This window comes from Nocardiopsis alkaliphila YIM 80379 (assembly GCF_000341005.1).
Classification (GTDB): domain Bacteria; phylum Actinomycetota; class Actinomycetes; order Streptosporangiales; family Streptosporangiaceae; genus Nocardiopsis; species Nocardiopsis alkaliphila.
On the sequence record NZ_ANBD01000078.1, the window covers coordinates 106,274 to 119,692 of the forward strand.

11 protein-coding genes are annotated in these 13,419 nt (G+C 67.4%); 7 read left to right on the forward strand and 4 right to left on the reverse strand.

All coding sequences use genetic code 11. From position 1 onward, the window contains the following. Positions 1-9: 9 nt before the first annotated feature. Positions 10-870 (reverse strand): alpha/beta fold hydrolase, encoded by an 861-nt coding sequence (locus tag D472_RS0112365; protein ID WP_017604801.1) that lies wholly within the window; start codon positions 868-870, stop codon positions 10-12. 162 nt (positions 871-1,032) lie between these two features. Here D472_RS0112365 and D472_RS0112370 point away from each other — a divergent pair, with 162 nt between their 5' ends. The 4 genes from D472_RS0112370 (at position 1,033) to D472_RS0112390 (ending at position 6,558) form a co-directional block, all read left to right on the forward strand. Beyond that, positions 1,033-1,995 carry a bifunctional riboflavin kinase/FAD synthetase gene (locus D472_RS0112370; RefSeq protein ID WP_017604802.1) on the forward strand — a complete coding sequence of 321 codons (963 nt, stop codon included), beginning with the start codon at positions 1,033-1,035 and terminating at the stop codon, positions 1,993-1,995. 253 nt (positions 1,996-2,248) lie between these two features. Then, complete coding sequence (gene rpsO, locus D472_RS0112375) at positions 2,249-2,518, forward strand: 30S ribosomal protein S15 (protein WP_017604803.1); 270 nt, start codon at positions 2,249-2,251, stop codon at positions 2,516-2,518. 290 nt (positions 2,519-2,808) lie between these two features. After that, on the forward strand, positions 2,809-5,115 hold the full coding sequence (locus D472_RS0112385; RefSeq protein WP_017604805.1) for a polyribonucleotide nucleotidyltransferase: 2,307 nt from the start codon (positions 2,809-2,811) through the stop codon (positions 5,113-5,115). A 108-nt stretch (positions 5,116-5,223) separates the two neighbouring features. Then, positions 5,224-6,558 (forward strand): M16 family metallopeptidase, encoded by a 1,335-nt coding sequence (locus D472_RS0112390; RefSeq protein ID WP_017604806.1) that lies wholly within the window; start codon positions 5,224-5,226, stop codon positions 6,556-6,558. A gap of 66 nt (positions 6,559-6,624) precedes the next feature. Here the strand turns inward: D472_RS0112390 and D472_RS0112395 are convergent, their stop codons facing one another. From D472_RS0112395 to D472_RS25395, 3 genes are all read right to left on the reverse strand, one after another. Then, complete coding sequence (locus tag D472_RS0112395) at positions 6,625-7,092, reverse strand: Hsp20/alpha crystallin family protein (RefSeq protein WP_017604807.1); 468 nt, start codon at positions 7,090-7,092, stop codon at positions 6,625-6,627. Positions 7,093-7,155: 63 nt separating this feature from the next. Continuing rightward, positions 7,156-8,709: a BCCT family transporter gene (locus D472_RS0112400; protein ID WP_083903449.1), complete on the reverse strand. Its 1,554-nt coding sequence runs from the start codon at positions 8,707-8,709 to the stop codon at positions 7,156-7,158. 265 nt (positions 8,710-8,974) lie between these two features. After that, on the reverse strand, positions 8,975-9,568 hold the full coding sequence (locus tag D472_RS25395; RefSeq protein ID WP_017604809.1) for a MarR family winged helix-turn-helix transcriptional regulator: 594 nt from the start codon (positions 9,566-9,568) through the stop codon (positions 8,975-8,977). A 261-nt stretch (positions 9,569-9,829) separates the two neighbouring features. On the opposite strand from D472_RS25395, the gene D472_RS0112410 reads away from it, so the two are divergent. The 3 genes from D472_RS0112410 to D472_RS0112420 all read left to right on the forward strand — a co-directional run bounded on the left by D472_RS0112410 (position 9,830) and on the right by D472_RS0112420 (position 13,413). Further along, positions 9,830-10,891, forward strand: a complete 1,062-nt coding sequence (locus tag D472_RS0112410) for a polyprenyl synthetase family protein (protein WP_026117622.1) — start codon at positions 9,830-9,832, stop codon at positions 10,889-10,891. Between the two features lie 93 nt (positions 10,892-10,984). Beyond that, entirely contained in the window at positions 10,985-12,451 is a 1,467-nt protein-coding gene (gene crtI / locus D472_RS0112415) for a phytoene desaturase family protein (RefSeq protein ID WP_017604811.1), read from the forward strand. Next, complete coding sequence (locus D472_RS0112420; protein WP_017604812.1) at positions 12,448-13,413, forward strand: phytoene/squalene synthase family protein; 966 nt, start codon at positions 12,448-12,450, stop codon at positions 13,411-13,413. Before crtI ends, D472_RS0112420 begins: the two co-directional genes overlap by 4 nt. Positions 13,414-13,419 lie beyond the last annotated feature (6 nt).

Genomic DNA, 13,419 nt, shown 5'->3' on the forward strand with positions numbered 1-13,419 from the left:
CGAAAACACTCAAGAGCGTTGAGGGAGCTCTGAGAGGAGCTCGGCCAAAGCGGCGGTCAGCTCCCCCGGACGTTCCACCGACGGCAGGTGACCGGTCTCGGGCATCTCCAGCAGGCGTGCGCCTGGAATGCCCCGTGCGTACAGGTCGGCGACCTCTTGGATCTGGGGGAGTTCGGACGACCCCTTGACGACCAGGGTCGGCACGTCGATCTCGTGCAGCCGCCCCTTGGCGGGCCGCTGGGGCCACAGGTGCTCGTTGGCCGGGCTCGACCAGCGGCGAGCGAACGACTCCCGCAGCATCAACAGCGTCAGGTCCCATGCCTCGGGGGACAGGTCCTCGGGAGAGCGCCCCGGCCCGAGCACCATGAAACCGGCCTGGCTCTGGGCCATCGCCGCCACGTCCGCCGGGTCCGGGTCCGCGTTCCCCTCCTGGTAGCCGACCAGGCGCTCGTGCGGTACCGCCGACAGCAGCATCTTCCGCGATTCCCGAACGAAGACCTCTGGCCACTCGTGCCCTGACATACCCGGACACACCAGGGCCAACGCGTTCACCCGGTCGGGTGCGGCCAATGCCGCGTCGACCGCGTAGGCACCCCCGAAGGACGCTCCCACCAGGGTCGCCTCCTCGATGTCCAAGGCGTCCAACAACGCGAGCAAGTCCTGATGATGGGGAATGGGGCCCTCGTGGTCGGCCGAACCCCCGTGTCCCCGCCAGTCGTAACGCACCACCCGATGGGTGCGCGACAGTTCGGCGAACTGGTGGTTCCACATCCTCAGGTCGGCGATGCCCGCGTGCACGAACACGACCGGAGGGCCGTCGCCAGCCTCCTCATAGGACAGTCGAGTCTCATCGGTACTGATCATCGCCATTCTGGCACGGTAAACCGAGCTTCTCCCCCATGCCAATCCGTTTTTGTCCGGGGCGGAAGAAACCGGTGGTGTGGTGCTCCGCACCACCGGCGTGTCCGAACCCGCTTCGTGGACATGGCACGCTTGAACCGGATCACGTCGTCAGGAGCGAGGGGGCCGAACGTGCGGCGATGGGACGGATTGGGAGAGATTCCCGCCGACTGGGGGCGCTCCGTGGTGGCCATCGGTGTCTTCGACGGAGTGCACCGTGGACATCGGACCATTTTGGGCTCCGCCGTCGCACGCGGGCGTGACCTGGGACTTCCCGTCGTCGTGGTCACCTTCGACCCCCACCCCGAACGTGTGCTCCGAGGCATCACTCCGCCGGTGTTGACCCCGATGGGGCGTCGGGTCGAACTCCTGGTGGAGTTGGGCGCCGACGCCGTGTGCGTCCTGCCCTTCGACAAGGAGCTGTCCGGGCTCTTTCCGGAGGAGTTCGTCCGTCGCGTATTGGTCGACGCCCTCGGAGCGGCCGCCGTGGTGGTGGGGGAGGACTTCCGTTTCGGTCACCGGGCGGCCGGTGACGTCGCCGCCCTGACCCAATCGGGCATGGAGTTCGGTTTCACCGCGAACGGGGTCGGCCTGGTCTCGGAAGGTGAGGCCATCACCTCTACTCGGGTTCGAGGCCTCCTGGGCGAGGGTGACGTGGCCGCCGCCGCCGAACTCTTGGGGCGTCCGCATCGGGTGAGCGGGAAGATCGTGCACGGCGCGGCGCGCGGCCGGGAGTTGCTGGGTTTCCCCACCGCCAACATGGATCTGGCTTCGGACATCGCGGTGCCCGGGGACGGGGTGTACGCGGGGTGGCTCAGTAGGCTCGAACCGGTCCTCGGACAGGATTCGCGCTGGCCGGCCGCGATCTCGGTGGGCACCAACCCCACCTTCGACGGTGCCGAACGCACCGTGGAGGCCTACGCGTTGGACCGTGAGGACCTGGAGCTGTACGGATCGGACATGGCGGTGGAGTTCACCGCGCGTATCCGTGGCCAGGAGCGCTTCGACAGTGTCGACGAGTTGATCGTGGCGATGCGTCGCGACGTGGACCGGTGCCGCGAGGTGTTGGCGGCAGAGGTCGACGACAGCGTCTGAGGAGAGTCGCGCGTCACGGCTCACGCTTGTCTTTTCGCTTGTGAACTGCGGTAGGCTGGTCACGTTCACGTGTGCCCGCGGTCGGCCCACCCCGAGGTGGCGGAAGCGACGGAAGCGCGGCGTCCCCACGTCTTCGGCGGCGGGCCGCGCACAGCACACGCGACGGTGACTGTTCGTACGCGCGGTCACCGCGTCCGACCCCTGTCACGTGCCGGGGTTCGTCCCGCGTACCGATTCACATAGAAGGAGCGTCGTGTCGATCGACACCGCCACCAAGGAAAAGATCATCGCCGAGTACGCCACCAAGGAAGGCGACACCGGCTCCCCCGAGGTTCAGATCGCGCTGCTCACGCACCGCATCACCGAGCTCACCGAACACCTCAAGGGTCACAAGCACGACCACCACAGTCGTCGTGGCCTGCTCCTGATGGTCGGTCGCCGCCGCGGCCTGCTCAAGTACCTCGCCAAGCAGGACATCACCCGGTACCGCTCGCTGATCGAGCGCCTGGGTCTGCGCCGCTAGTCGAACTCGACGGGGAGTGGCTTCGGCCGCTCCCCGTTTGTTAGTAAGGTGTAATCGAAGTGGCGCCCGACGCGGGCGCCATCGGACCAAGCCATACCCGTGCCGTTTCCCCGGGCCATAGGGGTCGGTCCTCGGTAGTGGTCTCCGGACACAGCCCCTCAGGGGCGGTGCCGTGGACTTCGATCGATGACCGACCAGAACACCTCCGGGGCACGACGCGGGCGAAGAACATGAAGTCGCCCTGGTCGCACCGGGCGCGACGCAGCCCAACGTGTAACAGGAGGTCGCCCATGGAGGGCGTTTACTCTGCCGAAGCCGTCATCGACAACGGCAAGTTCGGTACCCGCACCATCCGTTTCGAGACCGGTCGTCTGGCTCGCCAGGCCGCCGGTTCGGCCACGGTCTACCTCGACGACGAGACCGTCGTGCTGTCGGCCACCACCGCCTCGAAGCGCCCCAAGGACAATCTCGACTTCTTCCCCCTGACGGTGGACGTCGAGGAACGGATGTACGCCGCCGGTCGCATTCCCGGCTCGTTCTTCCGTCGTGAGGGACGTCCCTCCGAGGACGCCATCCTCACCTGCCGCCTCATCGACCGTCCGCTGCGCCCTTCCTTCAAGAAGGGTCTGCGCAACGAGATCCAGATCGTCGAGACGGTCCTGGCCCTGCACCCCGAGCACCTGTACGACGTCGTCGCCATCAACGCGGCCTCGATGTCCACCCAGATCGCCGGATTGCCCTTCTCCGGCCCGATCGGCGGTGTGCGGGTCGCCCTGATCGACGGTCAGTGGGTCGGTTTCCCCACCCACGCCGAGCTGGAGAACGCCACCTTCGACATGGTCGTGGCCGGCCGTGTCCTGGAGGACGGTGACGTCGCGATCATGATGGTCGAGGCCGAGTCCACCCCGCAGACCCTCAAGCTGGTCGCAGAAGGAGCCGTCGGTCCCAACGAGCAGACCGTCGCCGAGGGCCTGGAAGCAGCCAAGCCCTACATCAAGGTGCTGTGCAAGGCACAGCAGGCCGTGGCCGACCAAGCCAGCCGAGAAGAGGGCGACTTCCCGATCTTCCTCGACTACGAGGACGACGTCTACGCCGCCGTCGAGGGTGCCGTTCGCGAGGACCTGTCCAAGGCTCTCACCATCGCCGACAAGCAGGACCGCGAGGCCGAACTCGACAAGATCAAGGCCGAGTCCGCCGAGAAGCTCGCCGAGGACTTCGAGGGCCGTGAGAAGGAGGTCGGCGCCGCCTTCCGCAGCCTGAGCAAGCAGCTCATGCGCGAGCGCGTGCTGCGCGACAAGGTCCGCATCGACGGCCGTGGTCCCAAGGACATCCGTAGCCTGAGCGCCGAGGTGGGCATTCTGCCGCGTGTGCACGGTTCGGCCCTCTTCGAGCGCGGTGAGACCCAGATCATGGGTGTCACCACGCTGAACATGCTGCGCATGGAACAGACGGTTGACACGCTCAACCCGGACAAGACCAAGCGCTACATGCACAACTACAACTTCCCGCCCTATTCCACCGGCGAGACCGGTCGGGTGGGCTCGCCCAAGCGGCGCGAGATCGGACACGGTGCCTTGGCCGAGCGGGCCCTGCTGCCGGTCTTGCCCTCTCGCGAGGAGTTCCCGTACGCGATCCGTCAGGTCTCCGAGGCCCTCGGCTCCAACGGTTCCACCTCGATGGGTTCGGTCTGTGCCTCCACCATGTCCCTGATGGCGGCCGGTGTGCCCCTCAAGGAAATGGTGTCCGGTATCGCCATGGGCCTGATCAGTGAGGGCGACGAGTTCGTCACGCTGACCGACATCCTCGGTGCCGAGGACGCCTTCGGTGACATGGACTTCAAGGTCGCCGGTACCCGTGAGCTCATCACCGCCCTACAGCTGGACACCAAGCTCGACGGCATTCCCGCGGAGCAGCTGGCCTTGGCCCTGCAGCAGGCCCGTGGTGCCCGACTGGCCATCCTGGACGTCATGCAGGAGGCCATCGAGAGCCCGGCCGAGATGAGCCCGAACGCTCCGCGCATCCTCACCGTCAAGGTCCCGGTGGAGAAGATCGGTGAGGTCATCGGCCCCAAGGGCAAGATGATCAACTCGATCCAGGACGACACCGGCGCCGACATCACGATCGAGGACGACGGCACCATCTACATCGGTGCCACCGACGGCCCTTCCGCCGAGGCCGCCCGGGACACGATCAACCAGATCGCCAATCCGACCATGCCCGAGGTCGGCGACCGCTACCTGGGAACCGTCGTCAAGACGACCACCTTCGGTGCGTTCGTCTCGCTGCTGCCCGGCAAGGACGGTCTGCTGCACATCTCGCAGATCCGCAAGCTGCACGGTGGCCAGCGGATCGAGAACCTCGACGACGTGATCAGCATCGGTGAGAAGATCCAGGTCGAGATCCGCGAGATCGATGACCGGGGCAAGCTGTCCCTGGCCCCGGTCGAGGTCGTGGAGGCCGAAGCCGCCAAGAACGAGGGTGGGGAGTCCGAGAGCTCCGCCGCCAAGAGTGACGACGGCTCCGATGAAGCCAAGGACGAGGGCGCCCCGCGCCGCCGTCGTCGCCGTAACTCGGGTGGGCGTTCCGAGAACACCTGATCCCGTTCGATGCCCACGGGGCGGTCGCGTCTTCGGTGACGCGGCCGCCCCGCCGTCGTGGGAGCCCGTATGCTCTCCTGAACGATCCGACGCGAAGAAGAAGGATTCATGAGTTCTGTCCCCACCGCCGCCGACCAGGACCCCGGCACGACCGTGACCCTGCTGGAGCCCGATGGTGGTTCCGGTCTGGTGCGTCGGACCGTGCTGCCCGGTGGCCTGCGCGTGGTCACCGAGAACATCCCGGGTGGACGCTCCGCCGCCTTCGGCATCTCGGCCACCACCGGCTCCCGTGACGAGGACTCGGCGCACGCCGGTTCCGCGCACTTCCTGGAGCACCTGCTGTTCAAGGGAACCCGGACCCGGTCGGCGCTGGAGATCTCGGCTCTGCTGGACGGTGTGGGCGCCGACCACAACGCCTACACCACCAAAGAGCACACCTGCTACTACGCGAAGGTGCTCGACCGCGACCTGCCCTTGGCGGTGGACGTGGTCGGCGACATGGTCGCGAACTCGGTGCTGGACGAGGGCGAGGTGGAAACCGAACGTGGCGTGATCCTCGAGGAGATCGCCATGTACGAGGACGAGCCCGCCGACCTGGTGGACGACGTCTTCGCCGAACACTTCTTCGGTGACAGCCCGCTGGGCCGACCCATCCTCGGTACCACCGACACCATCAAGGCCCTGCCCCGCGAACGCATCGCCGAGCAGTACCGTGACGCTTACCTGCCCTCCGAACTCATCGTGACGGCCGCGGGCAGTCTCGACCACGAGCAGGTCGTGGAGCAGGTTCGTTCCATCTTCGCCGAGCATTCGAGGGTGGCCGGGGACGCGCGCCCCTCTCGTCCTCGGGGATCAGGGTCGGCCGTCCGTACCCACGAGGGCACCGTCATCCAGTCGAGGGAGACCGAGCAGGCCCACATCCTCCTGGGCTCGGAGGGGATCACCCGCACCGATCCGCGTTGGCACGCCCTGCGCCTGCTCAGTGCCGCCCTGGGCGGTGGGATGTCGTCCCGTCTGTTCCAGGAGGTCCGGGAGAAGCGCGGCCTGGCCTACGCGGTGCACGCCTACCACATCGCCTACGCCGACACCGGTACCTTCCAGATCTACGCGGGCTGCCTGCCGGAGAAGGCCGACGAGGTCATCGGGGTGTGCCGCGAGGAGCTCGCCAAGGTCGCGGCCTCCGGTATCACCACCGAGGAGCTGGCCCGGGCCAAGGGCCAGATCCAGGGCGCGATGGTGCTGGGTAGCGAAGGCACCAGCGCCCGTATGGGCCGCCTGCTCGCCCACGAGTTGGTTCAGCCGCGTCACTTCTCCATCGACGAGGACCTGGCCCGCTTCGACGCGGTGACCGAAGAGGACGTCGCCGCGGTCGCCGAGGAGTTGCTGTCCCGGCCGCGTACCCTGGCCGTGATCGGTCCCTACGACACCGATCGGGTGTTCTAGGTTCTGTGCGACGGGCCCGCACTCGCCGAACGCGAGGTGCGGGCCCGTCGCACTGTTCAGGGACGTTCAGCGGCGTTGGCGGCGGGTGATGGAGATCTGGGCGGGGCCGCGCTGGTAGGCGGCTCCGTGCACGACGATCTCCAACAGTCCTTCGCCGTAACCGGCCTCGATGTCCTCTTCCTGTACTTTGTCGGGCAGGCTGATCTCCCGACGGAACGTGCCCATGAATCGTTCCGCCGAGTAGTAGACCACGTCCTCCTCGTCGCGTCGTCGTTCCCCGCTGATGGTGAGGACCCCGTGGTTGAGGTTGACCGCCACGTCCTCCTCGAAGACCCCGGAAATCTCGCAGCGGATCACCAGATCGTTGCCGCGGGCCAGGATGTCGGTGGGTGGGCTCCACGCGTCAGAGAAACCGCGCTCTCGTTCACCGGCCTGGGAGGTTTCGAACGACGAGAGCGAGTCGGACATTCGGTTCATCTCGGTGATCATGTCCACCACCCCGTGAAAGGGGTTGTTGAACTTCCTCGGTGCCACTGTTGCCTCCGTTCTGAGCAGGCTCGCTGGAGTTCTTCCCTCGGAGCGCGGGGTCCCAGCAGGTCATCCCTCGCCACGCCCGCTGCTGAACCGATCCTCCGCCCGCACCTTCTTGGGCGTTCCGGGGCGAGGTTCGTCGTTGAGTCCCTTGAACAGCCCCGCCACCATGAAGAGCAGGATGATCGCGAAAGGAAGACCGGTGATCACCGAGGCCGCCTGAAGCGCCGACAGGGCGTCGCTGCCGCCCAGTGTCAGCAGGATCAGGGTCACCGCTCCAAGGCTGACCGCCCAGAAGCCGCGCTGGATCTTGCTCGGGGCACGGGAACCACCGTTGGTGAGCATGTCGACGACCAATGAACCGGAGTCCGCCGAGGTGACGAAGAAGATCGCGACGACCACGAGGAGCAGGATGGCCGCGGCGATGGCGGCCGCCCCGGCGATCGGCAACGCGTCCAGGAGGGTGAAGGCCGCATCGGACTCGTCTCCCGTGGTGAAGTCCGCCGCACCGGAGAGGTCGTAGAAGATTCCCGAACCACCGAAGACACCGAACCACAAGATGCAGACCGTGGTGGGGGCGAGCAGGGCGCCCAACACGAATTCCCGAATGGTGCGACCGTAGGAGATGCGCGCCAGGAAGACACCGACGAAGGGCGCCCAAGAAATCCACCAGCCCCAGTAGAAGATGGTCCACGCCTGGGTCCACTCGGCGGCCTGAGCGTCGACCAACGGGCTGGGAAAGCTCATGCTCCACGAGATCAGGTGGCTGAGATACTCACCGGCCGCGGTGGTGGTGCCGGCGATGATCCAGAGCTTGGGGCCGACCAAGAAGACGAACACCATCAGGATGAAGGCCAGCCACAGGTTGATGACCGACAGGCGACGGAGTCCTTTGTCGATTCCCGAGAGCACGCTGAACAGAGCGACCCCGGTGATAACGGTGATGATGACGGTCTGGACGAAATCGTTGTTGGGCACTCCGAAGATCTGACTGAGTCCGCCGTTGATCTGGAGGGTCCCCAACCCCAGCGAGGTGGCCAAGCCGAAGATCGTGCCGAACACCGCCAGGATGTCCACGAGGTTGCCCGGCCAACCGAAGGCGCGGTCACCCAGCAGCGGGTGGAGGGCGGAGGCCGGCCGTAGGGGAAGCCCCTTACGGTAGGCGAAGTAGCCCAGTGAGAGCCCCAGAGCGATGTAGATGGCCCAGGGGTGTAGACCCCAGTGGAAGAAACTCAGCGCGAGGGCTTCGTTGGCGGCCTCCGGATCCGTTCGCCCGTCGGGGCCGGGTAGGAACGCCTCAGTCCTGGGCCAGTGCAGGTGTTCGATGGGTTCGGCGACGCCCCAGAAGACGAGACCGATGCCCATGCCCGTGGTGAAGAGCATGGCGAACCAGGCCAGGGTGTTGTAGGCGGGCCGGGAATCGTCCGGGCCCAGGCGGACGCGGCCGTGGCGACTCAGCACCAAGAAGATGGCGGTGCCCAGGAAGAAGAGGGTGGAGAGGACGTAGATCCAGCCCACTTGCTCACCGATCCAGACTCGGGTGGCCTCGGTCGCGCCGAGCAGTGGATCGGTGAAGACCACCCCCAGGACGATGAACGCGATGATCACGATTCCCGAGATCGCGAAGACGACCGGGTTGGTGTGCTCTCGGATGTAGGTACGCAGGGTTGAGATGGTGGCTCCTTCCCAGCCCCGTCGGAAGGATCTGGCGGGGATCGGGCCGGTGCCTGTCCACCGGCCACGGATGGGTCCCGTGGGATGGTAGGGGCTTTGGTCCCCGACAGTAAAGTAACCGAGGAAACACGGAGTGTTCCGATGAAGGCGGTGATGTCGGGACGGGGCCGTGCCGGAAGGCGCCGTTCTCCGAACAGGTGCGGCGGGAGGCTCAGCCGCTGCGGCGCGCCGTCCGCCGGACGATGAGGCCCTCCAGGGTGCTGTTGACCCGGTCCATCCAGTCGGCGATCACCGTCAGTTCATCCACCGAGTAGTCCTCGTGCAGCGCGATCATGGCCTCGCGCAGGTGGGGGGCCGTCTCCTTGGCCCGCTGCTCCGCGCCCTCCACCAGTCGCACCGCGACCTTGCGTCGGTCCAGCGGATGGGGCGCGCGTTCGACCAGGCCGTGTGCCTCCATCCGGTCGATCACCCCGGTCACCGAGCCGGTGGACAAGCACAGGCTGTCCGCGATCTCCCCGGGGGTCATGGATCCGGATACCCGAAGCAGTGTGTAGCACTGGAAGTCGGTCGGGTTCATGCCCGAGCGTTCCGACATCCGGTGTAGTAGACGTACCAGCTGTACCGCCAGTTGCTGGCCGTCGGTCTGGAGGGCCGTGTACAGGTCGGCGCGCGAGTGCTCCGTAGTGCCTTCGGGAGCGGGGGATCCGCGACGCTCCGTGGCGGCCGCTTCCCTTACCAGCGCTTCCGTTCCGGACGCCTTTGAACCCTCGGACCCGGTGGGACGGGTTCTGGGCGCGGTGTCCATGCGTCTCCCAGCGTCACGATGATCGGTCCTTCCGGTCACTGTGAACGAGTTTACGGGGGTGCGAAGTGTTGGGTGGCCTCGAGTGTATGCGATGTGTAATAGTTCGGTTTGCGAGAATCATGCAATTCGAGACAAAACGTTCATGTGCCTTCCTACCAGGAGGTTGTCATCGTCGACTTCAAGACGGAAGCACCATGTACGGAGTGGCGGCCCTCATCGACGAACGGCCGTCAGGTGGGCGCGGACACCGACCGAGTTCCCGTGGACCTTGTCGGCGTTCGCGCGGCCGTCGGTGAGGTCCTGGACCAACACCTGGGTTCGCGCGTGCGCGAGGTGACTTCCCTGGACCCGGACTGTGCCCGCGAACTGGCAGAGCGCATCGTCTCCTTCACGCTGGGCGGCAAACGGCTCCGGTCCACTCTGGCCTGGTGGGGGTGGCTGTCCGGAGGTGGCTCGACACGGGGACCCAAGGCGCGCGCGGCGCTGTGCGCGGCGTCGGCCATCGAAGTACTCCAGACCTTCGCCCTGATCCACGACGACGTGATGGACTCCGCGTCCACCCGGAGGGGAGAGCCCTCCGTACACGCCGCACACGCCGCCGAACACCGATCGCTCTCCCACAAGGGGGACCCCGAACGCTACGGCGAATCCATGGCGGTGTTGACCGGAGACCTCGCCTTGGCCTGGGCCGACGACCTGCTCCACGAGGCACTGGACGATCTGCCCACCCGTAGGGAAGCCCACCGGGTGTGGCGCGACATGCGTACCGAGGTCATGGTCGGGCAGTACCTCGACCTGCGTTCCCAAGCGCGTGCCGAACGGTCGGTGCGCACCGCCCTGCGCACCGACCGGCTCAAGACCGCCTCCTACACCGTCGAACGTCCGCTCCATCTGGGCGCCGTCATGGCGGGCGCCCCACCCACGACCGTTGCGGCGCTGCGCGACTACGGCGTCGACGTGGGTGTGGCCTTCCAGCTCCGCGACGACCTCATGGACCTGTACGGAGACCCCTCTCGTACGGGGAAGACGCCGGGGGAGGACCTCGAACAGGGCAAGAACACCATGCTCCTCGCGGTCGGAGTCGACCTGGCCAGGGAGGGCGGCGACACCGCCGCCCTGGAACTCCTGGAACGCGTCGGCGACGCTCCAGTGGACACGGGCGAGGTCGCGCACGTCCTCGAGCGTCTGGGCGCGCGCGACCTGGTGCGTCGACGTTGCCGCGCTCTGGCCGACCAGGGCATGGCCCACATCGCCTTACTCGACCTCGATCCGGCCGTGCGCGATGGATTGGTCGGCTTCGCCGACATCGCGGCGCGGAGCTGAGCCCGACCTCGAACACGTTCGGAAGTGGGACCCGTGAACCCTGATCAGAACCCGAATCGGCCCTCGGGACACCCTCGGCCCGGCCGTGGACCCGTGGTGGTCGTGGGCGCCGGCCTCTCCGGCCTCTCATGCGCGCTGCACCTGCTGGGTGCCGGCCGTGAGGTGGTGATCATCGAACGCGAGGACCACCCCGGTGGTCGCGCGGGCCGCCTCGACATGGACGGCTTTCAGGTGGACACCGGGCCCACCGTCCTGACCATGCCCGAACTCTTGGACGAGGCCTTCGCCGCCGTCGGGGAGGGTGTGCGCGATCGCCTCGACCTCCTACCGTTGGCCCCCGCCTACCGCGCCGAATTCGCCGACGGTTCCACCATCGACGTGCACACCGACCGCCGTCGCATGACCGCCGAGGTGGCCCGGGTCGCCGGGACGCGTGAGGCCATGGGCTACCTGCGCCTGCGCGATTGGCTCACCCGCCTCCACGAAGTGGAGATGCGCTCGTTCATCGACGCCGACTTCGACTCACCCTTGGACCTGCTGGGACCGGACCTGGTCCGACTGGCCGCCATGGGCGGCTTCGGTCGTCTGGCGCCGGCGGTCGGCCGCCACGTCAAGGACGGGCGGTTGCGGCGCATCTTCTCCTTCCAGTCCCTCTACGCCGGAGTGGCGCCCGAACGCGCCCTGGCCGCCTACGCCGTCATCGCCTACATGGACACCATCGCCGGCGTCCACTTCCCGCGCGGCGGAATGCGCGCCATCGGCGACGCCCTGGCCGGCGCCGCGGCCAAGGCGGGTGCACGTCTGCGCTACGGCGAGACCGTGACGCGCCTGGAACGCGCGGGCGACCGTGTCAGGGCGGTGATCACCGACCAAGGCGAACGTCTGGCCTGCGAGCAACTCGTGCTGAGCATCGACCTGCCCGCCGCCCAACGCCTCCTGGGCCGTGCCCCTCGGCGCATGGTTCCGCACCGCTTCTCGCCTTCGGCGGTGGTATTGCACTTGGGCACCGATCGCACATGGAACCACCTGTCCCACCACACCATCTCCTTCGGCCGTCACTGGAAGCGCACCTTCACCGAGATCATCGACCAGGGACGACCGATGAGCGACCCTTCGCTCCTGGTCACCCAACCCACGATCACCGACCCCTCACTGGCCCCGGACGGTCACCACCTGCTCTACGTCCTGGCACCCGCGCCCAACCTCGCCGCAGGGGACATCGACTGGGACCGAGTGGGACCACGCTATCGCGACGACCTCGTCCGGACCCTCGAAGAACGCGGGCTGACCGGCCTGGACGCGTCGATCCGCGCCGAGCGGATGGTCACCCCGGCCGACTGGGCCCGCCAGGGCATGGCCCACGGCACGCCGTTCTCCTTGGCGCACACCTTCGCCCAGACAGGCCCCTTCCGGCCTCGCAACGTCATGGCCGGCACCAGCAACGCCGTCCTGACGGGTTGCGGCACCACTCCGGGCGTGGGGCTGCCCACGGTGCTGATCTCGGGAAAACTGGCGGCCGCGCGTGTGCTGGCCGCCTCGACACGACGGAGACGCCGATGAACACGGCCATCGCCGAACTGAACGCCGCCGGGATCGCCTCGAAGCGTCTGCGCGAGGACTACCTGCGCTGCCGCGACCTGCACGCCCACCACGGCCGCACCTACTACACGGCCACCCGGGTGCTGCCACCCGAACGTCGTCCCGGTATCCACGCGCTCTATGGGTTCGCTCGCTGGGTGGACGACATCGTCGACGAACCCGCTCTCGGGGTCACCCTCGACGAACAACGGGCGCACTTGGACAGGATCGACGCCGAGCTGGCGGTGCTCATCGCCGGGAACGAGCCCAGCGAACCGGTCCTGCGCGCCTTGGCGCACACCGTGGACCGCTACGAGCTGCCCGCCGCGTACTTCACCGCCTTCATGTCCGCCATGCGTATGGACCTGGAGGTGACCTGGTATCGCGATCTCGACCATCTGCGCACGTACATGTACGGTTCGGCCGCGGTGATCGGGCTTCAGGTACTTCCGGTCCTGGGCACCGTCGTCCCCCGGGCCGAGGCCGCGCCGCACGCGGCCGCCTTGGGCGAGGCCTTCCAACTCACCAACTTCCTGCGTGATGTCGCCGAGGACCTCCGGCGTGGGCGGATCTACCTGCCGGCCGACGTCCTCGCCGGCCACGGGGTCGATCGCGACCTGTTGGAGTACTGCGCCCGGGTGCGCGCCTCGGACCCGCGTGTGCGCCGGGCCCTCGCCGACATGGTGGAGGTCAACCAGAGCCTCTACCGTTCGGCCGAACCTGGATTGGCCATGCTCGAACCGGTCGCCCGCCCGTGTGTCGCCACCGCCTTCCGGCTCTACCGCGCCATCCTGGACGAGATCGGCGCGGCGGACTTCGACGTGTGGAGTGTCCGCCACCGGGTGTCCGACACCCGCAAGATGGCGGCGGCCGTGCCCGCCCTGGCCCGCTCCCTATGGGCGAGGGCCGTTCCACGACCGCGGGACGCAAGGACCGCCTTCTGAGGAGAT

Bases quoted from the DNA above. Each gene is read 5' to 3' on its own strand.
- D472_RS0112420 (WP_017604812.1), top strand. From the start codon at position 12,448: ATGAACACGGCCATCGCCGAACTGAACGCCGCCGGGATCGCCTCGAAG.
- D472_RS0112365 (WP_017604801.1), bottom strand. From the start codon at position 870: ATGGCGATGATCAGTACCGATGAGACTCGACTGTCCTATGAGGAGGCT.
- D472_RS0112385 (WP_017604805.1), top strand. From the start codon at position 2,809: ATGGAGGGCGTTTACTCTGCCGAAGCCGTCATCGACAACGGCAAGTTC.
- D472_RS25395 (WP_017604809.1), bottom strand. From the start codon at position 9,568: ATGGACACCGCGCCCAGAACCCGTCCCACCGGGTCCGAGGGTTCAAAG.
- D472_RS0112390 (WP_017604806.1), top strand. From the start codon at position 5,224: ATGAGTTCTGTCCCCACCGCCGCCGACCAGGACCCCGGCACGACCGTG.